At 72.6% G+C, this 23,666-nt stretch carries 24 protein-coding genes; 16 read left to right on the top strand and 8 right to left on the bottom strand.

Annotated elements, in window-relative coordinates; all coding sequences use genetic code 11:
- The first annotated feature begins 1 nt into the window (after nucleotide 1).
- Genes V6U90_RS08035 through V6U90_RS08000 form a run of 8 tightly spaced genes read left to right on the top strand, consistent with a single transcriptional unit; the run spans nucleotide 2 to nucleotide 6,486 of the window.
- Nucleotides 2–421: an HK97 gp10 family phage protein gene (locus tag V6U90_RS08035; protein WP_334432751.1), complete on the top strand. Its 420-nt coding sequence runs from the start codon at nucleotides 2–4 to the stop codon at nucleotides 419–421.
- Nucleotides 421–1,851 (top strand): hypothetical protein, encoded by a 1,431-nt coding sequence (locus V6U90_RS08030; protein ID WP_334432749.1) that lies wholly within the window; start codon nucleotides 421–423, stop codon nucleotides 1,849–1,851. The genes V6U90_RS08035 and V6U90_RS08030 overlap by 1 nt, the downstream gene beginning before the upstream one ends.
- Nucleotides 1,848–4,604, top strand: coding sequence for a hypothetical protein (locus V6U90_RS08025; RefSeq protein WP_334432748.1), 2,757 nt, complete (start codon nucleotides 1,848–1,850; stop codon nucleotides 4,602–4,604). Before V6U90_RS08030 ends, V6U90_RS08025 begins: the two co-directional genes overlap by 4 nt.
- Before the next feature lie 10 nt (nucleotides 4,605–4,614).
- A complete protein-coding gene (locus V6U90_RS08020; RefSeq protein ID WP_334432747.1) occupies nucleotides 4,615–5,097 on the top strand; it encodes a hypothetical protein in 483 nt (160 codons plus the stop codon).
- 10 nt (nucleotides 5,098–5,107) lie between these two features.
- Entirely contained in the window at nucleotides 5,108–5,377 is a 270-nt protein-coding gene (locus V6U90_RS08015; protein ID WP_334432745.1) for a hypothetical protein, read from the top strand.
- Nucleotides 5,374–6,051, top strand: a complete 678-nt coding sequence (locus tag V6U90_RS08010) for a hypothetical protein (RefSeq protein WP_334432744.1) — start codon at nucleotides 5,374–5,376, stop codon at nucleotides 6,049–6,051. Before V6U90_RS08015 ends, V6U90_RS08010 begins: the two co-directional genes overlap by 4 nt.
- Complete coding sequence (locus V6U90_RS08005; RefSeq protein ID WP_334432743.1) at nucleotides 6,048–6,287, top strand: hypothetical protein; 240 nt, start codon at nucleotides 6,048–6,050, stop codon at nucleotides 6,285–6,287. Before V6U90_RS08010 ends, V6U90_RS08005 begins: the two co-directional genes overlap by 4 nt.
- Nucleotides 6,288–6,294: 7 nt before the next feature.
- The gene (locus V6U90_RS08000; RefSeq protein ID WP_334432741.1) at nucleotides 6,295–6,486 is read left to right on the top strand and encodes a hypothetical protein; all 192 of its coding nucleotides are present in this window, start codon (nucleotides 6,295–6,297) and stop codon (nucleotides 6,484–6,486) included.
- Nucleotides 6,487–6,666: 180 nt separating this feature from the next.
- Here the strand turns inward: V6U90_RS08000 and V6U90_RS07995 are convergent, their stop codons facing one another.
- On the bottom strand, nucleotides 6,667–6,867 hold the full coding sequence (locus V6U90_RS07995) for a helix-turn-helix transcriptional regulator (protein ID WP_334432739.1): 201 nt from the start codon (nucleotides 6,865–6,867) through the stop codon (nucleotides 6,667–6,669).
- 112 nt (nucleotides 6,868–6,979) lie between these two features.
- On the opposite strand from V6U90_RS07995, the gene V6U90_RS07990 reads away from it, so the two are divergent.
- Together V6U90_RS07990 and V6U90_RS07985 are read left to right on the top strand one after the other, a co-directional pair.
- Complete coding sequence (locus tag V6U90_RS07990) at nucleotides 6,980–7,273, top strand: hypothetical protein (RefSeq protein ID WP_334432738.1); 294 nt, start codon at nucleotides 6,980–6,982, stop codon at nucleotides 7,271–7,273.
- A gap of 56 nt (nucleotides 7,274–7,329) precedes the next feature.
- Nucleotides 7,330–7,734 carry a hypothetical protein gene (locus V6U90_RS07985; protein WP_334432736.1) on the top strand — a complete coding sequence of 135 codons (405 nt, stop codon included), beginning with the start codon at nucleotides 7,330–7,332 and terminating at the stop codon, nucleotides 7,732–7,734.
- A gap of 433 nt (nucleotides 7,735–8,167) precedes the next feature.
- Here the strand turns inward: V6U90_RS07985 and V6U90_RS07980 are convergent, their stop codons facing one another.
- Both V6U90_RS07980 and V6U90_RS07975 read right to left on the bottom strand, forming a co-directional pair.
- Nucleotides 8,168–8,998 (bottom strand): DUF6907 domain-containing protein, encoded by an 831-nt coding sequence (locus V6U90_RS07980; protein WP_334432734.1) that lies wholly within the window; start codon nucleotides 8,996–8,998, stop codon nucleotides 8,168–8,170.
- A complete protein-coding gene (locus V6U90_RS07975) occupies nucleotides 8,995–9,345 on the bottom strand; it encodes a hypothetical protein (RefSeq protein WP_334432733.1) in 351 nt (116 codons plus the stop codon). The genes V6U90_RS07980 and V6U90_RS07975 overlap by 4 nt, the downstream gene beginning before the upstream one ends.
- A gap of 473 nt (nucleotides 9,346–9,818) precedes the next feature.
- Between V6U90_RS07975 and V6U90_RS07970 the strand changes: the two genes are divergently transcribed.
- Genes V6U90_RS07970 through V6U90_RS07955 form a run of 4 tightly spaced genes read left to right on the top strand, consistent with a single transcriptional unit; the run spans nucleotide 9,819 to nucleotide 17,440 of the window.
- Entirely contained in the window at nucleotides 9,819–13,028 is a 3,210-nt protein-coding gene (locus V6U90_RS07970) for an ABC transporter permease (protein WP_334432732.1), read from the top strand.
- Complete coding sequence (locus tag V6U90_RS07965; protein ID WP_334432731.1) at nucleotides 13,025–15,727, top strand: FtsX-like permease family protein; 2,703 nt, start codon at nucleotides 13,025–13,027, stop codon at nucleotides 15,725–15,727. The genes V6U90_RS07970 and V6U90_RS07965 overlap by 4 nt, the downstream gene beginning before the upstream one ends.
- A 1-nt stretch (nucleotide 15,728) precedes the next feature.
- Nucleotides 15,729–16,727 (top strand): ABC transporter ATP-binding protein, encoded by a 999-nt coding sequence (locus V6U90_RS07960; protein ID WP_334432730.1) that lies wholly within the window; start codon nucleotides 15,729–15,731, stop codon nucleotides 16,725–16,727.
- Nucleotides 16,724–17,440 carry an ABC transporter ATP-binding protein gene (locus V6U90_RS07955; protein WP_334432728.1) on the top strand — a complete coding sequence of 239 codons (717 nt, stop codon included), beginning with the start codon at nucleotides 16,724–16,726 and terminating at the stop codon, nucleotides 17,438–17,440. The genes V6U90_RS07960 and V6U90_RS07955 overlap by 4 nt, the downstream gene beginning before the upstream one ends.
- A 366-nt stretch (nucleotides 17,441–17,806) precedes the next feature.
- On the opposite strand, the gene V6U90_RS07950 is transcribed toward V6U90_RS07955, so the two are convergent.
- Nucleotides 17,807–18,265: a GNAT family N-acetyltransferase gene (locus V6U90_RS07950; RefSeq protein WP_334432726.1), complete on the bottom strand. Its 459-nt coding sequence runs from the start codon at nucleotides 18,263–18,265 to the stop codon at nucleotides 17,807–17,809.
- A gap of 18 nt (nucleotides 18,266–18,283) precedes the next feature.
- On the opposite strand from V6U90_RS07950, the gene V6U90_RS07945 reads away from it, so the two are divergent.
- Nucleotides 18,284–18,859: a potassium channel family protein gene (locus V6U90_RS07945; RefSeq protein ID WP_334432724.1), complete on the top strand. Its 576-nt coding sequence runs from the start codon at nucleotides 18,284–18,286 to the stop codon at nucleotides 18,857–18,859.
- Here the strand turns inward: V6U90_RS07945 and V6U90_RS07940 are convergent.
- Nucleotides 18,786–20,342, bottom strand: coding sequence for an alpha/beta hydrolase (locus V6U90_RS07940; protein ID WP_334432870.1), 1,557 nt, complete (start codon nucleotides 20,340–20,342; stop codon nucleotides 18,786–18,788). The genes V6U90_RS07945 and V6U90_RS07940 overlap by 74 nt on opposite strands.
- A gap of 56 nt (nucleotides 20,343–20,398) precedes the next feature.
- Entirely contained in the window at nucleotides 20,399–21,490 is a 1,092-nt protein-coding gene (locus V6U90_RS07935) for an ATP-dependent DNA ligase (RefSeq protein ID WP_334432722.1), read from the bottom strand.
- 111 nt (nucleotides 21,491–21,601) lie between these two features.
- Between V6U90_RS07935 and V6U90_RS07930 the strand changes: the two genes are divergently transcribed.
- Nucleotides 21,602–21,814, top strand: a complete 213-nt coding sequence (locus V6U90_RS07930) for a hypothetical protein (RefSeq protein ID WP_334432720.1) — start codon at nucleotides 21,602–21,604, stop codon at nucleotides 21,812–21,814.
- A gap of 59 nt (nucleotides 21,815–21,873) precedes the next feature.
- Here V6U90_RS07930 and V6U90_RS07925 read toward each other — a convergent pair whose 3' ends face one another.
- The gene (locus tag V6U90_RS07925) at nucleotides 21,874–22,512 is read right to left on the bottom strand and encodes a DUF47 domain-containing protein (protein WP_334432718.1); all 639 of its coding nucleotides are present in this window, start codon (nucleotides 22,510–22,512) and stop codon (nucleotides 21,874–21,876) included.
- Nucleotides 22,513–22,546: 34 nt separating this feature from the next.
- On the bottom strand, nucleotides 22,547–23,491 hold the full coding sequence (locus V6U90_RS07920) for an inorganic phosphate transporter (RefSeq protein ID WP_334432716.1): 945 nt from the start codon (nucleotides 23,489–23,491) through the stop codon (nucleotides 22,547–22,549).
- Between the last annotated feature and the right edge of the window lie 175 nt (nucleotides 23,492–23,666).

Here is a 23,666-nt window from a genome sequence, read left to right as displayed (position 1 = left end):
GGTGGCGCTGATCGAACCGATCAGGGTCGACGGGCTGGCGCAGTTCTCGCGCAACCTGCGCAAGCTCGACAACGAGCTGCCGAAGGCGCTGCGGATCGCGATGAACGAGGGCGCCGAGATCGTCGTCGACGAGGCCGTACCCCGGATCCCCCGGGTCACCGGTGCTGCTGCCCGGTCGGTGAAGGCCCGGTCGACCCGCACCGCCGTCCGGGTGTCGGCCGGGTCGAAGCGGGTCGGCTACTTCCCCTGGCTTGACTTCGGCGGCGAGGGCCGGATCAAGGGCCGCCCGGCGAAGCGGGAGTTCATCAAGGAAGGCCGGTACCTCTGGTCGTCGTACGGGGACCGGCGTGACGAGGTCGCCGCCGCCCTGGAGCGGGCCCTGTTGTCGGTGGTGGCCGCCGCCGGGGTGGAGGTCGACTGATGTCCGGCAACACGGTCACGCTCACCCTGGCCGGTGACGGCGACCAGCTGTCCCGCGCTCTGGACCAGGTCGGCGCCGCCGCTACGCGGATGGGCCAGCAGGTCGGCACCACCGAGTCCGCGTTCGACACCGCCGCGCGCAGCACGGGCCGTTTCGGTGCCGCCCTGGACACCATGGCCGGGTTCTCCGGGCAGGTCGCCGACGGGCTCGGCGGGATCGGTGACGCCGCGACGGCCACGGCCGACATGATGAGCTACTCGGAGCGCAAGGCCGAAGAGCTCGCCCAGGCGCATCAGGACGTCGCCCAGGCCGCCCAGGACGCGAAGCAGGCCGTCGCCGACATGGAACAGGCCCTGCGTGACGTGGCGCAGGCCGGCATCGACGCCGAACAGGCACAGGTGGACCTGGAGCAGGCGCTGTTGGACCAGGCGACCGCGCAGCGGGAGTACAACGCCGCGGTGAAGGAGTTCGGCCCGAACTCGGCGCAGGCGAGGCAGGCGAAGTTGGACCTGAAGCAGGCCGACATCGACGCGAAGCAGGCGGCCGAGGATTCCAAGCAGGCCAACCAGGATCTGAAGCAGGCGAACCTCGACGCCGCGCAGGCCGCCCTGGACCAGAAGGACGCGCAGAACCAACTCGGCAAGAGCCAGCGGGAGGTTGCTGAGCAGTCGTCGGCGCTGCGGAAGGTCGGGGACTACGCGGGCATGGCGTCCGCCGTGATCGGCGGGTTGGCCGGGGTGATCGGTCTGGTTACCGCCGTGCAGTGGGCGTGGAACATCGCCATGTCGGCGAACCCGATCGGTCTGATCGTGCTGGCGATCGGTGTGCTCGTCGCCGCCATCATCTACATCGCCACGCAGACCACCTGGTTTCAGGACCTGTGGAAGTGGGCGTGGGGTGGCATCAAGGACGCCGCCCTGGCCGTCGGCAGGTGGTTCCGGGACACCCTGTGGCGGGATTGGATCATGGGCGCGTGGAACGGCATCATCGACGGCGGTAAGGCCGCGTGGAAGTGGCTGTCGGACCTGCCCGGCAAGCTGAAGGGCGTCTTCTCGAAGGTCGCCGACTTCATCTCGGCACCGTTCCGGGCCGCCTTCAACGCCATCTCCCACGCGTGGAACTCCACGGTGGGTCAGCTGTCGTGGTCGGTGCCCTCGTGGGTACCCGGGCCGGTCGGCGGAGCGTCCATCGCCGCGCCAAAGCTGCCCGTCTTCCACAACGGCGGGATCATGCCCGGCGCGCCCGGGCAGGAGGGTCTGGCGATCCTGGAGGGCGGGGAGCGGATCACCGCGGCCAACCAGGTCGGTCAGGACCGGGGGATCGGCCCGGACGATCTGCGGATGCCGTCCGGCGCAGGCCTCGACGCGATGTTCCTGACCTGGTTGCAGGGTCTGATGCGCCGTAGCGGCATGAGGTTGGTGAAGGCGTGACGAAGCAGCCCGTGCAGGTGGAGCTGTACTACTCCGGTGGCTGGCACGCCGTCCCGGTGTACGTGCGGGATCCGATCACCATCGTCCGGGGCCGGGCCGACGAGGCCAGCGGGCCGACCCCGGCCACCATGACCTGCGCCATCGCCAACCGGACGGGCGACTACAACCCGCGTAACCCGCTGTCCAGCCTGTTTGGGCTGATCGGCCGGAACACGCCGATCCGGGTCGGCATGACCCTCGCCGAGGATGACTTCGCCCGCACCGAGGTCGCCGGGTGGGGCACCGGCCCGGCCGGCGCCTGGCTCTGGTTCGGGGCCGGCGGCACGGTCGCCGCTGCTGACACCACGGTGAGCGGCGGGCAGGGCCGGCACTGGGTGCCCGTCACCAACGCCTACCGGGGCACCTGGATACCGTCCGTGTCGCTGCGCGACGTCGAGCTGGCCGTCACGGTCGACACGTTCATCTCCGATGTCACCGGCGGTGCGGTCGAGCCGGCCGGGCTGCTGCTGCGGATGCAGTCGATCGGCACGTACTACATGGCCCGGCTGGAGATCAGCCCCGCCGAGACCGTCATCCTCGCCCTGTACGGGCCGTCCGGCATGCTCGCCTGGACGTCGCTGGCCCTGGTGTGGACCGGTCAGCCGCTGCGGGTACGGGCCTCGATCGTCGGGCAGGTGCTGTCGGCCGCCGCGTGGGATCCGGCCACCGGCACCGAGCCGGCCGGCTGGCATGTCCAGGCGTACGACTCGGCGATCACCGCCCCCGGCGCGGTCGGCCTCCGGTCCGGGGTCGCGTCCGGCAACACCAACACCAAGCCGGTCGAGTTCCGGTACGACGACCTGGTCCTGACCGACCGGCGCTACTACGGCGAGGTCGCCTCGTGGAAGCCGGGCCGGACCGTCGACTTCGATCCGGACACCGGCCGGGGTGACGCCTGGGCCGCCATCGAGGCCGCCGGGATCCTCCGCCGGCTCGGTCAGGGCGCTGACCCGCTCGCTTCGCCGCTGCGCCGGGCCCTGACCGCCGCCACACCGTCCGCGTACTGGCCCCTGGAGGATCTCGACGGAGCCCAGGCCGGCCAGTCCGCCGTTGCTGGTGTCGACGACATGCGCCCGTTCGGGTACTCCAGGTTCACCGCCCCCGGCACCGCCGTACCCGAGCCGGCCGCCGGCCTACCGAAGTTCGGCAGCGGGTCGGGCATCCCCGGCTCGGCCCCGGTCGTTGACCTGGCCGAGGGCGGGGTGCTGGTCGGCTACCCGCCGGCCGGTGACGGCACCTCGTGGCGCATCGAGTGGGTGATGGTCTGCCCCCGCGACAAGGCCGCCGCCCGCATCCCTATCCGATGGACCACCGATGGCACGTGGGACACCTGGGATTTCCAGGTTGAGTCCACCGGCATCTTCGGCACGTTCGGCACCGGACTCACCGCCGCCGGGTCGGCGACCGCCTCGTTCGGCATCTTCGACGGCCTGCCGCACCACTACATGATCGAGGCCGTGGTGATCGGCGGGATCACCTCCGCCGACCTGTACATCGACGGCACCCCGGTCGCCTCCTACGGGGCGTTCGTGCCGCCCATGACCGGTACGCCGGGCAGCATCCGGTCGGTGGTGGTCAACCCGCTGGAGGAGGTCAACGGCACCGACTCCATGCCGATCATCGGCCACATTGCCGTGTGGAACCCGTACCCGACGTTTCCGCCCGACACCACCGCGGCGATGCACGGTCACGCCGGCGAGACCACCGCCGCCCGGTTCACCCGGCTGTGCGCCGAGCAGGACGTCGACGCCATCGTCGTCGGCAACCCGGCCGAGGCCCCGACGATGGGTGCCCAGCGCATCGCCACCTTCGCCGACCTGCTCGCCGAGATCGAGCGCACCGACGGCGGGATGGTGTACGAACCGCGTGACTGGCTGGGCCTGGTCCTGCGCACCGGGGCGAGCCTCGCCGACCAGGACGCCGCCCTCACCGTCGACTACGCCGCCGAGCAGGTGGCGCCCCCGTTGGCGCCGGTTCTCGACGACCAGAACACCCGCAACGACGTCACCGCCCGGTCCACGGCCACCGGCGGCACCGCCCGCGCCGTGCTGGAGTCCGGCCGCATGTCGGTGCTGCCGCCCCCGGCCGGGGTAGGGCGGGTCACCACGCAGGTCGACGTGAACCCGGCCGACGACACCCGCCTGCCCGACTACGCCGGCTGGGCCCTGCACCTGGGCACCGTCGATGAGGTCCGCTTCGCCAGCCTGACCGTGGACCTGGTCGCCAGCCCGGAGCTGCTCGACGCCGCGGCGTCGGTGGACGTCGGCGACCGGGTCACCGTGACCGGTCTGCCCGTCGACGTCGCCCCCGGCGAGGTGGAGCTACTCGTCCCCGGCTACACCGAGACGATCCCCTCCCACGGCCGGACCATCACCGTCAACGCCACCCCATACACCCCGTACGAGCAGGTCGCGACCGCCGACGGTGACCCCCGGGCACCCGCCGACGGGTCCACGCTGGCCGCCGGCCTCACCGCGCTGGGGCTGTCCCTGTCCCTGGCCAGCACCGCCGAAAACGGGCCGTGGACCACCGACCCGGCCGACTTCCCCCTGGACGTCCGCGTCGGTGGGGAACGGATCACCGTCTCGGCCATCACCGGGGCGGGCAGTCCGCAGGCCGCCACCATCACCGCCCGAGGTGTCAACGGGGTGCAGAGGGCGTGGCCCGCCGGCACCGAGGTTGACGTCTGGACCCCCGCCGTAGCAGCCCTGTGAGGAGCAGAGCATGTCGATCACCATTGCGTCGGGGATGCGACTCACCCCGGCCCGCCTCAACCGCCTGGCGCCGAAAGTGGCCCGTAAGACGGCCTCACAGGTGGTCAACAACTCGGCCACATTCGTCAACGACACCGCGCTGAGCGTGCCGGTAGAAGCGAACGCCCTCTACAAGGCCCACCTGTACATCGTCCAGAACAGCAACACCACCGCCGACTTCAAGTACCAGTTCTCGGCCCCGGCCGGCACCACCCTCACGAACTGGACGTTCATGTCCGGCAACACCGCCAACTGGACCACCATCATCGCCCCGTTGGGCGGGGTGACCGGCGTCAACGGCATCGGCGCGGACTCCCCGCTGAACGCCTGGGGCATCGTCGCGATCGGCGCGTCCGGCGGCAGCTTCACCGTCCAGTGGGCACAGAACACGCCCAACGTTAGCGACACCACCGTCAAGGCCGGCAGCTTCCTCGAACTGCTCCGCTTCGCCTGAGAGGACACCGATGGTCATCCCCACGAACGGGTACGTCCCCGACCGGGTCACCTACCACGTCCACAACCCGAACCCGATGGCGCGCGACCTGATCACCCTCGACATCACCATCAACGGCGAGAACACGATGGAGCCCGACGAGGCGGACGCCCTGCTCCGTCCGCACATGGAGGCGCTGCTCGCCGAGGTGGTGGCGGCATCGAGCGAGCCGTCCCTGCGGCTGCTGCGCACCTACCACGGCCGCCGCGACGAGGACCTCACCCCGGAGCCGCCGGCATGAGCGGCTACTACCTGGCTCCCGCCCTGGCCACGCTTCGGGACGAGATCAACCGGCGCTGGCCGCACCGGGACCGGACGTCGGACGGCTGGATCGGCGACACCGCCCACCAGGCCGAGCCGTCCGACCACAACCCCAACTCGCGGGGGTCGGTCGACGCCCTGGACATCGACGCCGACGGCGTCCACATGCCGACCATCATTGCGGCCGTGCAGCGGCACCCGTCCGCGCACTACTGGATCTGGCAACGCACCATCGCCGACGCCGACGACGGATGGCGCCCCCGGGAGTACACCGGCCGCAACCCGCACGACAAGCACATGCACGTCAGCATCCGACAGACCCGCACCGCCGAGCAGGACCGCCGGCCGTGGCTCGACGACCAGGAGGAAGAGGAGATGACCGAAGCGCAGATCGTTGCCGCCGTCCGCAAGGGCGTCCACGGCCTGCTGAAGGAGGCCGCCGCCGCTGCCGGCATGGAGACCGCCGGGGAACCCACGGCCACCGGCCGGCAGGTCCGCGACTACGTCACCGCGCTGGTCGACCGGGCCGTCGACGAGCCGACCATCACCGCCGGAGTCGTCGCCGCCCTCGACCCGGCCGCGTTCGCCGCCGCCCTGCCCCACGACCTGGCCGAGCGGGTCGCCGCCGAGCTGGCCGACAGGCTCGCGTCATGACCGACCCGCTCGGCCCGGTCACCATCACCGCCCGGGAGGTGTACGACGCGGTCATGAAGGTGGCCGCCTCCGTCGACCGGCTCGTCAACCAGGGCGACGGGCACGGGGAGGACATCCGCGACCACGAAACCCGGCTCCGCGCGCTGGAGGCCGGCCGGTGGCCGTTGCCGGCCGCGTCTCTGCTCATCGGCCTGGCCGCGCTCGGCGTGGCCCTGCTGCCCATCCTGACGAAGTGAGGAACCCGTGAAGAAGCTCCGCCCCTACGCGAAGGCCACCGTCGGCGCCCTGGTCGCCGGACTCACCGCGCTGGGTACCGCCCTGGCCGACAACCAGGTGACCCCGGTCGAGTGGATCGCCGTGGCCCTGGCCGCCCTGGCCGCCCTGGGCACCCTCGGTGTGGTGTACGCCGTACCGAACCGGACCGCCGGCCGGTGAGCAAGCCGAAGCCGACGCCACCACCGAAGCCGGAACCGGTCCGCACGACCAGGCCGACCGGTCCGGCCGGGCCCCGGCCACCGGCACCACCACGCGGACGCTGACCGGGCACAGGGGGACGACCTGTCCCTCTGTGCCCCACCGGAGTTGAGAGTGACGGCCTGTCACTCTCAACTCCGGCTACTGCTCGTCGACGCGCTGGTGGGTCCTGTGCTCGCGGATCCACGCGAGCACCTCATCGCGATTCCAGATCCGCATCCGGCCGTTGCCGACCACGTCGACCGGCTCCGGGAAACCGGGCCGCCGGACGATCTCCGTCGCCCGGGTACGCGACACCCCGCCGAGCATCTCGGCGACATCGGCCAGGGCAGCGAGTCTCACGCCGCGACCGTAGGCAGGTAGACGGTTGCCGGTCCGGCACTTGCCGACTTGACGGGGTCGAAGTGGCAAGTGAGGCTGTTGTGGTCACCCCACAACCCCGGAGGGTCACCACATGATCAGCGAACACGCCGCCCTGCTCGGCGCACCCACCGCCGTACAGGCCATCTGCCGGACGCCCGGCATCGGCGAGCACGTACCCCACCGCCCGGACTGGGAGTGCGCCGCGCCCGGCTGTGGCGAACCGTGGCCGTGCCCGGTCGCCCGGGCCACCATCGGTGCTGCCGCCCCCGACCGGGTCAACCTGTCCATCACGATGGCGACGATCCTGACCGCCGCTGTCGCCGACCTGGGGGAGTCCGTCGACCCGGGGGAGCTGTTCTACCGGATGCTGCGCTGGACCCGGTGATGCTGCCCGTCACCGACCCGACAGTCGGCATTGCCGGGCGCCGATACCGTGAGCTGATGGGACGTCGCGTCATCGTCGCCGCCGTCATCGTCGCCCTGGCCGCCGCCGGCTGCTCCACCGGTAGCCAGCCCGGCCCCGCCGCCGACCGGACGCCGGCCGGCACCCCGACCACCGCCGCCGCACCCCCGGCCAGCACCGACCCCGGACCGGCGCCGGGACTCCGGGACTGGATCTACCTGGTCGGCACCGAGATGCGGCCCGGCATCTACACCACCACCGTGCCCGCCGACCACGGCCACCCCTGCTACTGGGCCAGACTGCGCAGCTTCGGCCAGCCCGGCTCCGTGATCGCCGAAGGCAACCCCGAACCCGGGCAGACCGTCCAGGTGACCGTTCTGCAGGACGACCGCGGCTTCAAGGTGTCCAACGGCTGTACCTGGCAACCCGCCCAGCAGGTGTAGACCGGCTGCCGTCATTACTGATGACGGCAGGAAGGGGGTACGCAGTGCGTACCCCCTTCGCCAACCGTTGGGCAGAGGCCAACGATTGCCCACAACTCCGTCACCGCGACGGAGTCAACCACCGCCGTAACAGAGGTGGTTGATAGGGACAGCCTGTCCCCATCAACCGTGGGCCTATCCCCACGGTTGCAAGCCGATGTCCGGTTTAGGTTAGCGATGCCCGTTCCCGCTGCTCACCGCAAGGGGAGCGATTCGCTCCCTTGCAAGGGGGCGTACACAATCCGTACCCCCTCGGAGGGTGTTGCTCCCATCAACACCCCGGGATCTGCACTGCTGTTACGGCAGTGGAGGCCCTGCCCTCATCAGTAGTGAGCGCAGGGGGTGTCATCAGTGGTGACACCCCCTGCTGTTACCGCTGTTACGGCAGGAACTGCTACCGGCTGTCCCGCACGATCCGGGCCGCCTCGACCAGGCCCGCCGCGATCTGCTCCGCTTCCTCCGGGCTGTACCCGTCCCGCAACTCGACGATCATCACCTCGGCCGCACCGCGCTCCCCGGTGGACAGGTTGTCGCACGCCACGATGTCCACCTGGGCCACCCGCTGACCGTCCCGCTCGACGACCGCCACGGTCCGGGTGTGCTGCCGCAGGTCACAGATGCTGTCGTTGCGCAGCTCGGCCGGGTCGGCGTGGCTGACCGTGCACCACGGCGGGCAGGTGAGGAACGCCTCCACCTCGTCGAGCAGTTCGTCGGCCCCGTCGACCGGCGGCGGGTCGGCCCACCACTCGGCTTCCTCCGCCGCCCGGGCCAGGCCGGCGACCGGCAGCGGCTCGTCGGGCGGGAACACCCCGACTTCCCGGGCGAGCGCCTCCAGGTCGTCGCGGAACTGCTCGTACGGCACGTCCCCGCTGTCGTGGGCCCGGATGATGTCCGCCAGCCGGCCGAACTTCTCCGGGTTCGCGTCCCGGGCCCGGCGAACCAGTTCGGCATCCAGGAACTCCTGGATCTCGTCGTGCAGCACCCGCCGGCCAACCTGGTAGACGAGTTCGGTCGGGTCATCGATGAACTCGGCGAGGAACTCGAAAGCGTCCCGGGCGCCATCGCGACGGCCAGCGTGCATCCCCGCGTCCATAGAGGTGTCGATGACCGCGTCCAAGTCGGTGCTGGTGTACCGCTCCCGGCGGAACCGGCTGGCCAGCGCCCGGGTGCCGGGCCGGGTGCTCGGCTGCTCCCACCGCTTCCGGCGGGGAGTCCGGGCGCTCACCGGGTCACCTGCTCGGCGGGAGCGTTGACAGTGATGTACGTGACCACCCGCACCGACCAGCCCGGCAACGCCTGATGCTGGCTCGCGCGGCTTACCTCGGCGCCGAACGAGTCGAACCACCGGTCGGCACCCAGGATCGGCTTGCCGCCGGCCGCCGGGTCCGGCAGGGACAGGTACCGGGTCCAGGCCCACACGCCGCCGGGGAAGTCGTTGCCCAGGTGCAAGACCAGGGTGTGGTCGTGGCCGATGCGGATGTCGGTGGGGATGGGCAGGCTGGACATGATGCCGGCCATGACGAGAGCGAACGCCTGTTCGCGCGTGGCCAGGATGGCTGGAATGATGGACACGGGTCAGACCTCCATAGTCTGATCAAGTCCCCGGGCGGAGGGTCAGAGCTCCGTTCCGGGGGCGTCTAAGGGCAGATGAATCCGCCCGATAACCTCCCCGTCTACGCTCGTCGGTGACCTGCGTTTTCCCTGGTGTGGCACAGCGCGTGGGCTAGGACTCCCCGAAGATGCCCGGCGAACCGAAACGGGTTCAACCGTCCAAGGACCGGGACCGGGACCGGACCGCCGGTTCCTAGCCGGACCGCGTACGACGCGCACCGCAGATGGGTGGCTGCCATCGGTAACCATCCGGTGGGCTCCGTGGCGAGCTGGCGTACCTGGTCAGCAAGGTACGCGGCACCGCCGCGCAGCGGCTACTCTGCGCGTCCGATCACGGACATCGGATAACGATCAAGTAACGGGCGCGAACCTTTCCCGGCCCACGCCGAGTCTGTCTGGGCATCGGTCCCACCGGGGGCCGGGAAGGGCGTGGCATGAAGCTGGTCTTGAGACGGGCACGCGAGGCACGCGGGCTGCTGCTCGCCGCCGCTGTCGCGGCACTGGTCGCCACCGCACTGGTCACCGGTCTGTCCGAATACAACCGTCGGGCCACCGACGCCGGACAGCGGGCCGTGCTGCGGGCCGCCACGGCCGAGGAACGCAGCCTTCTGGTCAGCGGCGCCGGTGGCCGGGACGCCGCCGAATTCGCCGCCCGGGACCGGGCCGTCCGCACCGAGTTCGCCGCCGGGGTCGAGGGGGTCCCGGTGACCGTCGCCGGTGCCCGGTACGGCACCGGTCGGCAACTAACCGGTGACCTCGGCCCGGCCGCCCCCACCGGCGGCGATCCGGTCTTCGCCGCCCTGGTCACCCTGGACGACCTGGCCAACCGGGCCGAACTCGTCGACGGCGAGTGGCCCGCGCCCGGCGGTGCGCCGCTGCGGGTCACCCTGCCCGAGAAGGTCGCCACCACGCTGGGGCTGACGGTGGGGGAACGGATCCCGTTGACCGACCGCAGCACCGAGAAGACCAGCGAGGTGACGCTGGTCGGCACCTGGCGCCCCCGCGACCCGACCGACCCGTACTGGCGGCTCGCCCCGGGCGTCGGCGAGGGCAGCGCCGGATCGACCACCTCGTACGGGCCGTTCGTGCTGCACGCCGACGACTTCGCCGCCACCTTCCCGGGCGGCTTCTCGGCGAGCTGGCTCGTCGAACCGGACCTGGCCGCCCGGGCGCCGGCCGACCTGGTCGGGGTCAAGGACGCGATCGCCGGGATCGCCGCCGCCCTGCCGGAACGGGCGCAACTGGGCAGCTCGGCGCAGAGCATCACCCAGGTGGACCGGCTCATCGACCGGCTGGTCCGGGCCGACCTGGTCGGCCGGTCCGCGCTGCTCACCCCACTGCTGCTGATCGTCGTGCTGGCCGGGTACGCGCTGACCCTGGTCGCCGTGCTGCTCAGCGAGGACCGGCGCGGGCAGAGTGCCCTGCTGCGTGCCCGGGGTGCCGCCCGGTGGCAACTCGCCGGCCTGGCCGCCCGGGAGGCGACCCTGGTGGTGCTGCCCGCCGCGCTGCTGGCGCCCCCACTGGCCGCCCAGGCCCTGCGGCACAGTGCCGTCGGCACACCCACCGACACCGGGCTCGACCTCGGCGGCTCCCCGCTGACCTGGACGGTCGCCGTCGCGGTCGCCGCCGGTTGCCTGCTGGCCATGCTCTCCCCGGCGCTGCGGCACGGCGGCACCTACGTCGCCGACATGGCCGCCCGGTCCCGCCCCGCCCGGTCCGCCGCCGCCCAGCGCATCGGCCTGGACCTGGCCCTGGTCGGGCTGGCCGGGCTCGCCTGGTTCCAGCTACGCCAGTACTCCTCCCCGCTGGCCGGCGCGAACGGCCGGCTCGGCATCGACCCGCTGCTCGCCGCCGCACCCATCCTCGGCGTACTGGCCGGCGGGGTGATCGCCCTGCGACTGCTGCCACCGACCACCCGGTTCGCCGAACGGTTCGTCAACCGGCGACCCTGGACCGCCACCATGTTCGGCATGTGGCAGGCGGGCCGCCGCCCGCACGCCGGGCCGGTACTGCTGCTCGCCCTCGCCGTCGGGGGTAGCACCCTCGCCTGGTCACTGGTCACCACCTGGGAACGCTCGCAGGTCGACCAGGCCAACCACGAGGTTGGCGCCGATCTGCGCCTGGTCGAGTCCGACGGTGCCGCCCCGGCCGGGCGGGCCGCCCAGCTCGCAGCGCTGCCCGGGGTACGGCAGGCCGTCCCCGGCTGGCGGGACGACATCCGGATCGGCCCGGACAACACCGCCGCCACCGTCGTGGCGGTCGACGCGGTCGCCGCGACCCAGCTGGTACGCCTCAGCGACACCCTCACCGCCGACCCGCCCCGGCAGCTCCTCGACGGACTGGCCCGGGCCCGCCCGCAACCGGCCGGTGTTCCGGTAACGGCCGGGGCGCAGCGGCTCACCGGCACCGTCCGTACCCCGGTGGAAGGGACGTTCTCCCAGCGCGACATCACCGTCAACGCCCTCTTCACCACCGCCGACGGGCTGGCCTGGCGTACCCCGCTGCCCACCACCCCGAGCACCGGCGCACCCCGCGCCTTCGACGTGGCCCTGCCCGACGCGGGCGGCCGGGAGCTGCGGTTGGAAGGCTTCGAGCTGATCGGTGGACCGCTCGCCGGCACCGTCTACGGGATGTCGGTGACCGGACTGCGGACCGTCGGCGCGGACGGCACCAGCCAACCGGTGGACCTCGCCGCCGGCGGGGAATGGGGCGCGTCGGACGGCCGGGGCGGCTCCCCGGCCCCGGCGACCGCCGGCTCCGCAGCCGGTGGTGGCTCCGTCGAGGTGCGCTACACCGCACCCCGGCCCTCGGACTTCTTCGACCAGGTCTTCGTCCGCTACGCCGTCGTCCGGAACGCCCCGGTTGAGGCGGTACCGGCCCTGGTCACCCCGCAGGTGCTCGACGCCCTCGACCTGGGCGTCGGGGACCGCACCCCGTTCCAGCTCTCCGGGGTGACCCTGCCGATCCAGGTGGTGGGGGTGCTCGACGCGGTACCGGCCACCACCACCCCGGCCGCCATCCTGCTGGACCTGCCCTCGGCGGTGCACTGGCTGATCCAGGACCGGGGCGCGATCCGGCCCCAGCCGGAGTGGTGGCTCCAGGTCGACCCCGGCCAGCACACCGCCACCGCCACCGCCGCTGCGGCCCTGACCGGAGTCGGTGTCCTGGACCGCCAGGCGGTTGCCGACACCGCCGCCCGCGACCCGTACTGGCTCGGTGCGCGTACCGGCCTGCTGGCCGCCGCGTTCGGCGCGGTGCTGCTCGCCCTGGTCGGCCTCGCCGTCGACGTCTGGGCCACCGCCCGGCGCCGGATCAGTGAACTGGCCGTCCTGCACACCCTCGGCGCCACCCCCCGGCTACTGGTCCGGGCGCTGCTCGCCGAGCAGGCGTTCCTCGCCGGGATCGGCGTCGGTGTCGGCCTGCTGGTCGGTGCCGGAGTGGGCGCCACCATGGCCCCGCTGGTGATCCTCAACCGGGCCGCCGGACGGCCCGTACCGCCGGCCGCCTTCGAACTGCCCTGGCTGGCGACCGGCGGTACCGCCGCCGGGCTGCTGCTGGCGGCCCTGACGTTCAGTGCCATGGTCGCCGTCGGCATCCGCCAGCGGGTGGCGGCGGCCCAGCTCCGGATCGGGGGAGACCGATGAGCCCGTTGAGCGCCCTGCGCCGGGTACGCGCCTACGGCGGACAGTTCACCCTGCTGGCGGTCCTGGCGATGGTGACCGCCCTGCTGGTCACCGGGGTACCCCGGATCGCCGACCGGCTCACCGAGGAAGGGCTGCGCCAGTACCTCGCCGCCCAGCCGGCCACCCAGCGGGACATCCTCTACACCGCCGACCCCGGCGGCTCCGGACTGTCGATGACCAACGCGCCCGCCCGGGCCGGCAAGCTCGCCGAGCTGCACCAGGCGATGCCCGAACCGCTGCGCCGGGTGATCGGCGAGCAGTGGTACGCCGCGCAGACCGGCTTCCTCACGACCAAGGGGGCCGACCTCACCGCCGCCCGGCTCCGGGTGGAGCTGGGTCTGCGGACGGTGAGCGGGGTACGCGAGGCGGCCACCCTGACCGGGGGGCGGTGGCCGACCGACGACCGTGAGCCCCGCAGCCCGATCGAGGTGGCGCTCGCGGTCGACGTGGCCCGGCAGCTCGGCCTGAAGGTGGGCAGCAGGCTGTGGATGTCGGTACTCGGCCCGGATGGCGAGACCGAGGTGAGCCGCACCGCCGTGGTGGTGACCGGCATCTTCGCCGCCGCCGACCAGGCCGGTGGGATCTGGGACTCGCTGCCCACCCCGCTGCGGGTGGCCCCACCGATCGGGGACGGCCCGTTCCTGGCGGTCGCGGTGACCAGCGACGCGCACATCGACGCGGTGCGCTGGCCGGTCACCTACAGCTGGCGGTACCGGGTCGACAACGGGCGGATCGACGCCCGGGACCTGGCCGCGGTGACCGCCGCCGCCGCCGAGATCACCCGCAACCGGCCGCCGGAGCTGCGCCTGTCCCAGGGCGTGGACCTGCTGCTCGACGACTTCGTCGACTCGCTGACCGCCAGCCGTACCCTGCTGGCCGTCATCTCCGCCGGGGTGCTGGCCACCCTGGCCGGACTGGTCGGGCTCGCCGCCGCCCTGGCAGTACGCCGCCGCCGGGCCGAGTTCGTCCTGCTCCGCGCCCGTGGCGGGTCATCCGGTACGGTCGCCGGCCGGAGCCTCGTCGAGGCCCTGCTGGTGATCCCGCTCGCCGTGGCGGCCGGCTGGTCCGCCGGGCTGCTGCTTCCCGGCTCGTCGGCCGGGGCCACCTGGCCGGTGGCCGTCGTCGCACTGCTGATCACGCTGGCCCTGCCGGTACTGACCCTGGCCAGCCGGGGTGGCCCGGCCGGCCGTCAGGACGTGACCTCGGCCCGTCCCTCGGTACGCCGGCTTACCGCCGAGGTCACCGTGCTGGTGGTGGCGGTGCTGGCGGCGTATCTGCTGCGCCGGCGCGGCCTGGCCGACGACGGGACCATCGATCCGCTGCTGGTGTCGGTGCCGGTGCTGCTGGCGGTGGCCGCCGCGCTGGTGGCGCTGCGCGCGTACCCGTGGCCGGTGCGGCTGGCCGGCAACCTGGCGGCCCGGTCCCGGGGCAGCGTCGCCTTCCTCGGCCTGGCCCGCGCGGGTCGCGGATCGGCCACCGCGCCCCTGGTCGTCGTGGTGATCGCGGTCGCCACCGCCGCCTTCTGCGGGGTGGTGGCCACCGGTATCGGCGACGGCCGGGACCAGGCCGCCACCCGGGCCGTACCCGGGGACGCACTGCTCACCGCCGAGGGCTTCGCCCCGGACACCCGGGACCAACTCGCCGGGCTGCCCGGGGTCCGGGCGGTCATGCCGCTGCTCGCCCAGACCGGTCAACCGATCTTCCCCGACACGGCCCGCCAGGCGGCCGACGTGTCGAACGTGTCGGTGCTGATGGTGGACGGTCCCGCGTTCGCCCGGGTGGTCGCCGACGCGCAGGTGGCGGTCGACCTGCCGGGCGCGTTGACCGGGCCGGTCCCGGCGGACGGGCCGGTGCCGGCGCTGGTCTCCCCGGCGGTCGCCGCAGACCTGTCCGCCGCCGGGCTCACCGACCCGTTCGTCCAGGTGCAGGGCAGCCGGTACGCCTTCCGGCCCGCCGGCACGGTCGACGACTTCCCGCTGCTGACCGGGGCCGGTGACCGGTTCGTGGTGCTCGCCTGGCCGGCCCGCCCGGCGTTCGCCGAACGTCCCCTGACCCCGACCGGTTTCCTGCTCGCCGGTACGCCGTCGGATCCGGCGGCGCTGCAACGGCTCGGCGACGACGGCCAGCGCCGGTACCACGAGACGGGTCTGGTCACCGGCGGCGCACCGGATCGGCCCAGCGTGGTGACCACCTGGGCGCAGGCCCGCGCCGACCTGGGTGGGCGGGGCGTCAACGGGCTGCTCAGCTTCGCCTTCGTCGCCGGTACCGGCGGGGCGGTGCTGCTCGGGCTGCTCGCCATCGCCTTCGCCGTACTGGCCGGGGCCCGCAGCCGGGGCCAGGTGCTCTCCCGGCTGCGCACCCTCGGCCTGTCCCGCCGGCAGTGGCGGGGGTTGCTGGCACTGGAACTCGCGCCGCTGGTCGGGGCCGCCGTGCTCACCGGCGCGGTGGTCGGCGCACTCCTGCCGGTGCTGCTCAACCCGGTCCTCGGCCTGGCGGAGTTCACCGGCGGCGCCCCGGTACGGGTGCAATTCGAACCCGGTCTCGTCGGCGGCATCGTCGGGCTCGGGGCATTGGCCCTCGGCTTCGCCGTCGTGGTGGAGGCCCTGAACAACCGCCGGATGCGTCTCGGTGAGGTGCTCCGGCTCGGAGAGGAGAGCTGACATGACGGCTACCGCTGAGGCTTCCGCCGTACCGGATCTCGCCACCCTCCAGCAGCGCGCCGCGCAGCGGGCGGCGGAACGCGCCGGGGGCAGTGACCGGCTGCGCGGGCACATCGTCTGCGACGGGCTGGTCCGGATCTTCAAGACCGAAGGGGTCGAGGTGGTCGCGTTGCAGGGCCTCGACCTGGTGATCGACCGGGGGGAGCTGCTGGCCATCGTCGGCGCCTCCGGCTCGGGCAAGTCGACCCTGTTGAACATCCTCTCCGGGCTGGACACCCCGACCGCCGGGATCGCCCGGGTCGCCGACTACGACCTGCTCGCCCTCTCCGCGCGTCGTCGGCTCAGTTACCGGCGGAAGGTGGTCGGCTTCGTCTGGCAGCAGACCGGCCGGAACCTGCTGCCGTACCTGACCGCCCGGGAGAACGTCGAGCTGCCGATGCGCCTGGCCGGGCGGCTGCGCGGCCGGGCCGGCCGTCGCCGGGCGATGGACTTGCTGGAGATGGTCGGGGTGGCCCACCTGGCCGGCCGGCGACCGGCCCAGCTCAGCGGCGGTGAACAGCAGCGGTGCGCGGTGGCGGTGGCGGTGGCCAACGACCCGGAGGTGCTCTTCGCCGACGAGCCGACCGGTGAACTCGACGAGGCCACCGGCGCGGACGTGTTCGGGGCGCTGCGCACCATCAACGCCGAACTCGGGGTCACCATCGTGGTCGTCACCCACGACCACGCCGTGGCCGACCAGGTGCGCCGGACGGTCGCGATCCGCGACGGCCGGACCGCTTCCGAGGTACGCCGGACCGCCCGGATCGGTGACGACGGCAGCACCGAGCTGGTCAGTGAGGAGTACGCGGTACTGGACCGGACCGGACGGATGCAGTTGCCGGCGGCGTTCGTGGACGCCCTGGCGCTGCGGGAGCGGGTCCGGCTCACCCTGGAGCCGGACCACGTGCAGGTCCGCCCCGGTCAGGAACAGAGTCAGTCAAATGGGGGGAGTGGGGAATGAGCGAGCGGAGCACAGCGGTGCTGGCCGGGGTGACCACGGAGGAGGTCGTCCGGGCCGAAGGGCTCAGCCGGGTCTTCGGCCGGGGTGAGCATGCGGTGCACGCGGTACGGGACGTCTCCTTCACCGCGCTGCGCGGGGAACTGGTGGCGATCCGGGGCCGGTCCGGTGCCGGGAAGACCACCCTGCTGAACCTGATCGGTGGCCTGGACCGGCCGAGTGCCGGTCGGGCCGTGGTCGCCGGGCAGGACGTGACCGCCGCGGGTGAGCGGGAACTGCTGGGGCTGCGCCGGGGCACCATCGGCTTCGTGTTCCAGACCTTCGGCCTGATCCCGATCCTCTCGGCCGCCGAGAACGTGGGCGTACCGCTGCGGCTGGCCCGGGTGCCGGCGGCCGAGCGGGAGGAGCGGGTGGCCGTACTGCTGGAACTGGTCGGCCTCGGGGGGCACGCGGCGCAGCGGCCGTACGAACTCTCCGGCGGCCAGCAGCAGCGGGTGGCGGTGGCCCGGGCCCTGGCCAACGAACCGGACCTGCTGATCGCCGACGAGCCGACCGGCCAGCTCGACTCGGAGACCGGCCGCTCGATCATGGACCTGCTGCGTGCGGTGGTACACGCGCGGGGCATGACCGCGCTGGTCGCGACGCACGACCCGAACCTGATCGAGCTGGCGGACCGTACCCTCACCCTGCGCGACGGCCGACTCGTCGACGACTGACGGCGGGATGCCGGGCGTGGGCACCCGGTGGGCCCGACCTGTGGGTTCACCGGGTGCCCACGCCCGGATCAGCTCGCGGGTGTGGCGGCGGCCCGGGGCGGCCCGGCGGCGGCCCGGCGGAGGACGACGAGCGGCGGAGACGCTGTCGAGCTGCTCCGGTTGTGCTATCGGTGCCGGCGGTGCCCATCCGCTCCGCCTGCCCCGTCCGCCCCGTTCGCTGTGTCTGCCCCGTCTGCCCCGTCTGCCCCGTTCGCTGCGTCCGCCCCGTTCGCCCTGTTCGCTGCGTCCCGTTCGCTGCGTCCGTCCGTCTGCTCCGTCTGTGCAGGCAGCTCGACAGCGTCGCCGATGCCGCGATGACACCGCCGGTCAGAGGACCAGTTTCATCCCCTCGTGACTGGCCTCGAAGCCGAGTGCGGCGTAGAACCGCCTCGCGTCGGAGCGGCGCTTGTCGGTGGTCAACTGCACCAGTCCGCAGCCGCGCTCCCGGGCCTGGTCGATCGCCCAGGTGATCATCGTCCGGCCGAGCCCGCCGCCCCGGCGGTCGGTGCGGACACGTACCCCTTCGATCTGGGCGCGCTCGCCACCACGGCGGGTGAGTGACGGGATGAAGGTGAGCTGGAGCGTGCCGACCACGTCGCCGTCGACGTCGGCAACCACCAGAACGTTGCGCGGGTCGGCGTCGATCGCGTCGAACGCCGCCCAGTAGGCCGCGTCCACATCCTCGCCGACCACCTCGCGACTGACGCCGAACCGGTCGTCGGCGAGCAGCGCCACGATGGCGGGTACGTCGGACCGTTGTGCCTCGCGGAAGACCACGTCACCCATGGGGCACCATAATGCCTCATGGACGCACTGCTGCTGCCGTTCCGCAAGATCTACCGGGTCACGGTCTGGTTCGCCAACTCGCCCCGGACGTTGATCCTTTCCTATCTCCTGATGATCGTGGTCTCCGGCATCATCTACGGTCAGGTCGAGAACCGCAGTGCCGGTGACGCGGTCTGGTGGGCGGTGGTCACCGCCTCCACCGTGGGCTACGGCGACATCTCGCCGACCACCTGGCAGGGGCGGACCCTGGCCGCGCTGCTCATCTCCACCATGGTGCTGCTGGTCATCCCGCTGATCACCGCGCACTTCGCGAGCAAGCTGATCGTCGACGAGGACGCCTTCCGGCACGACGAGCAGGAGGAACTCAAGGCCAACCTGCGCGCGGTACGGGCCCTGCTGGAGCAGTTGGCTGCCCGGGAGGGCCTCACCCCGGACGACCTGGCCGGCACGATCGAGGCCGGCCCGACCGTCAAGGTCGATCCGTTTCGCGGCGTGGGCCGGAGCACCGGGTCGGCCCCCGTCAGCGGGCCGGGCAGCGCTGCCCGGCCGGAGGAACCGTCAACCCGATCAGGTAGGCGTCGACGGCTGTGGTGATGCAGGAGGTCTGCGGGTAGGCGGTGTGCCCCTCGCCCTCCCAGGTCAGCACCTGACCGACCCCGAGCATCGCGGCCAGCTTCGGAGTCTGCTCGTACGGCGTCGCCGGGTCACCGGTGGTGCCGACCACCAGGATCGGCGGCGCGCCGGTCGCCGGGCCGGTCGGGTACGGGTCCGGTCGGGCCGGCCACGTCGTGCAGCTCAGCAGCCCCACCGCCAGCGCCGGGCCGAAGAGCGGGTACCGCTGCCGCCACTGCGACTGCAACGCGCGGACCCGGGCCACGTCCGGCCGGTCCTCGGTGTCGGCGCAGTTCACCGCCAGATTGGCGTCGAACAGGTTGGAATAGTCGCCGTCGGCGTCCCGGCCGGCGTACGCGTCGGCCAACCGGAACACGCCCTGCGGATCACCCGCGGCGAGGCGGTCGAGCGCCTGGGCCAACTGCGGCCACTGCGCCTCTGAGTAGAGCGACGAAATCACCGCGTAGAAGATCCAACCCGGGGTGGCGGTCCGGCCGTCCGCCCCGCGTACCGGGGACACCTCGGCCTTGGCCAGCGCGTCGGTCAACGCCCGACGGGCGTCCGGGGCGATCGGGCAGGAACCGGTGTCCGCCGCGCACCAGCGGGTGAAGGTGTCGAACGCCCGCTCGAACCCCTTCGCCTGGCTCTCCGACCCGGCGATGTAGTCCTGCTCCGGGTCGATCGCACCGTCCAGCACGAACGCCCGTACGTTGCGCGGATAGAGTTGGGCGTACGTCGCCCCGAGCAGGGTCCCGTACGAGTACCCCAGGTAGGTCAGCTTCTCGTCACCGACCGCGGCCCGGACCGCGTCCATGTCCCGGGCCGCCTGCACGGTGGCGTAGAGCGGCAGCTGCGCGCCGTACTTCGCCCCGCAGGCGGCACCGATCCGCTGGTTGAGCGCCACCAGGCCGTCGAAGGCGGCCTGGTCCACCGGGTCCGGGTCGGCCCCGAAGGTGGCGTCCAGGTCGCCGTCGGAGATGCACTTCACCGGGCTGGACCGGGCCACCCCGCGCGGATCGAAACCGACGATGTCGAACCGCTCGGTCACCCGCTCCGGCAGCCCACCCAGGTTCGCCGGGAAGGACAGGTACACGGCCGTGTCGACGCCCGAACCACCCGGACCGCCCGGGTTGATCACCAGCGAGCCGATCCGGTCCCGCTGCCTGGTCGACCGGGCCCGCAGCAGGGAGATCCCGAAGGTCTCCCCGGTACCGGGCAGCGCGCTCGCGCCAGCCGTCGGGCTCGCACCCGGCGCCGGTGGTGCAGCCCAGTTCCGGGGTACGGCGATCGTCGCGCAGTCGTAGCGCATGTCCGGCGCGGTCCGGCCGGCCAGCTCACGCGGGATCTCCGGGCAGGGCCGCCAGTCCGGTTCGCCGCCGACCGGGGCGGCCCGGTTCTCCTCCCCGTCGGTACGCGGCGCGAAGGCCGGCAGCGTGCAACCGGCGCTGGCCACCACCACCGCCATCAGCCAGGCCAGCCTGGTCCGGACGCGCACGCGGTGGCCGTCGGTCCGGCGCCCGGTCACGCGGTGGCCGCCGGATCGCCGTGCAGTACCTGGTCCACGTCGTAGCGGACCGGCCGGTCCAACTGGTCGTACCCGCACGAACGCGGGTCACGGTCCGGCCGCCAGCGCAGGAAGCGGGCGGTGTGCCGGAACCGGTCACCCTCCATCGCGTCGTACGCCACCTCGGCCACCAGCTCCGGGAGCAGCGGCTCCCAGTCCAGGCTCTTCTTGCCGCTCCACCGGCTCGGCGCGCCCGGAATCCGCTGCCCCGACTCGTGGTCCCCGTGCGTCCACGGGTGGCCCTCCACCCCGGTGCGGTACGGCGCCAACTCGTCCAGCAGTTCCTGCCGGCGGGTCATGGTGAACGACGCCGACGCGCCGACGTGGTGCAGTACGCCCGCGTCGTCGTAGAGGCCGAGCAGCAGCGAGCCGACCACCGGGCCGGACTTGTGCCAGCGGAACCCGGCGATCACCACGTCGGCCGTGCGCGCGTGCTTGACCTTGAGCATCAACCGTTTGCCCGGCTCGTACGGCAGGTCCGCCGGCTTGGCGATCAGACCGTCCAGTCCGGCACCCTCGAACACCTCGAACCAGCGTCGCGCGGTCGCCGCATCCGTGCTGATCTGCGTGACGTGGACCGGTGGCCGTACGTGCGCCAGGGCCGCCTCCAGTTTCGCCCGGCGCTGCGGGTACGGCAGCTCCAGCAGCGACTCGTCGCCCCACGCCAGCAGGTCGAAGGCGACGAAGTCCGCCGGGGTGGTCTCGGCGAGCAGCTTCACCCGGGACGCGGCGGGGTGGATGCGCTGGTTGAGCTGGTCGAAGTCGAGCCGGGGCTGCCCGTCCGGACCGTCCCGCCGGATCACGATCAGCTCTCCGTCGACCGCGCACCGCTCGGGCAACTGCCGGCGGGCCTGCTCCACCACCTCCGGGAAGTACCGGGTCAGCGTCTTGCCGCCCCGGTTGGCCAGCTCCACCTCGTCGCCGTCGCGGAAGATGATGCACCGGAAGCCGTCCCACTTCGGCTCGTACGTCATGCCGTCGCCGGTGGGCAGCTCCGACACGCTCTTGGCCAGCATCGGTTCGACCGGCGGGTTGATCGGCAGCTTCACGGCGACCAGTCAACCAGACCGGACCGACGTCGTGGTGCAGATCACCGTCCCACCCGTCGCACCGGTCCCAGTCGTGGCGGAGTTTTCGCAGCTCAGCGCTACCGTCGCGGGATGCGGGGGTGGGTCTGCGAGTGCTGTGGCCGGTGGGAGGTGACCGTCGAGCTGATCCGGGGTCGCTACCGCTACCGGCTGGCGCACCGGTACCGCGCCGAGGTGGGCGGCGGCCGGAACGTGCTCGGTGAGGTGAACTCGGTGGCGGCACTGGAGACACTGCTGCGCACCCGTACCCCGCTCACCCTGGCCGACCTGCGCGAAGCCGGCTGACCCGGGACCCAAACCTGCCCGGCTGACCCGGGAGCCTGCCTGCCCGCCCGGCGGTGGCGTCACCGTTTCATCGCCCCGTCGGCGATCGCGTCGGCGGCCTCGCCGATCGCCACGCCCACGATCTCCAGGCGCCGGACCAGCTCCCGTTCCTTCAGCTTCATCGCGTCCACCGGGCACTCGCCGGAGAAGATCCGGGAGATCTCGTACTGGTACATCCGCCGGATCGCGCCACCGGCCTTCTTCGCCTCGAAGGCGTCCCGCACCACTGCGGACGGACCGGCGGCCAGGTCACGCACCGCCTCCTCCAGCGCGTCGATTCCGACGAGGACCTGGTCGAGCAGGGGAGCGAAACGGATCTGGTCGGGTACCCGGTAGAGGTGCGACTCGCGGACGAAATCCCGCAACGAATCGAGTACGTCGTCGATCGAGCGGGACAACCGGAACAGGTCCTCCCGGTCGATCGGGGTGACCAGGGCGTCCCGTAGTTCGTCGACCAGCCGGCGGCGCTCCGCATCCCCCAGGTGCTCGATGGCGCGCATCTGCTCGTGTGCGCCGGTCCGGCCCACCTCGCCGCCGATCATCGCCATCGCCAGCCGCGCGCCCTCCCGGGTCGCGCCGAGCTGGCCGAGCAGGGCGGCGGTCAGCGCGCCGTCCATCCGACCGGTCAACAGGTCCCGGATCCGCCGTAACCGTTTCACGTACCCGCCTGTCCGGTCATGCGATCAGCCCGGCTCATCCCGTCAACTCCCGACCGACCAGGGCGGCGAGGGCGGCGACGACCAGGGTCACCGGCAGGGTCACCAGCCAGGCCAGCACGATCCGGGCGGCGGCGTACCAGCGCACCCGGCCGCTGCTCTGCGCGATGCCGGCGCCGATCAGTCCACCCGCGATGGCCTGGGTCATCGACACCGGCGTACCGATCGCCGCGCAGGTGATCACGGTCAGGCCGGCACCCACCTCGGCCGCCACCCCGTGCAACGGGCGGGAGGCGATGATCCCGTAGGAGAGCACCCGACCGGCCTTCGGCATGCCGTACAGCGCGCCGACCGCGAACAGTCCGGCGACCAGGGCTGTGTACGTCAGCGGCGCGTCGGAGAAACCCAGCGCGATCATGAAGAGGGCGAGCATCTTCTGCCCGTCGTTCGCCGCGTACGCCACCGACTGCACGGCGAAGGCCGCCACGTGCCAGTGCGGCAGCCCGCCGTTGCGGGTGACCCCGACCAGCAGCCGGACCGCCAACCAGGCGGCCGACCCGCCGACGAACGGCGAGGCCACCCCGACCAGCAGCACCAGCGCCACCCAGCCGGGGGAGACCGGCAGGCCCCAGCCCAGCCCGGCCCCGGTCAGCCCGCCCACGATGGCCAGGGTCAGGCTGGTCGGCCAGCCCCGGGAGCTGAGTACCGTCACCACCGCCAGGGCGGCGACCACCGCCACGGTCATCGCCGGCCCGCCGTCGGGCGAGTCGAACGTGGCCAGTCGGGTCACGAAGGTCAGCGCCACCTGGTGGGTGACCAGCGGGACCAGGGCCACCAGGACCACCAGGGTGAGGATCCCGGTCAGTGGTCGTACGCTCGGCAGTTTGAGCCCGGTGGCCAGCAGCGCGCCCCCGTCGTTCATCCCCGCCACCACCGCGAACAACCCGGCGACCACGATCTCCCACGGCACCGCCCCACCCATCCGGCCACCGTCGCGTCACCCGGCGGTGGTCTCCAGCTAGATGCTCGACCCCCGTGAACGGTGATGACCCGGCTGGACGGGCAGTCGGGTACGGCGCAGCCAGTTCGGCGCGGCGCGCTGCATACTCCTCCGCCTCTTCCCAGCCGGGTCACCTCACCAGTCACGATAGCCCCGT

This window comes from Micromonospora sp. CPCC 206060 (assembly GCF_036906895.1).
Lineage (GTDB): Bacteria > Actinomycetota > Actinomycetes > Mycobacteriales > Micromonosporaceae > Micromonospora.
Note: the sequence above shows the minus strand (reverse complement) of the source record. Positions and strands in the feature narration are given on the sequence as shown.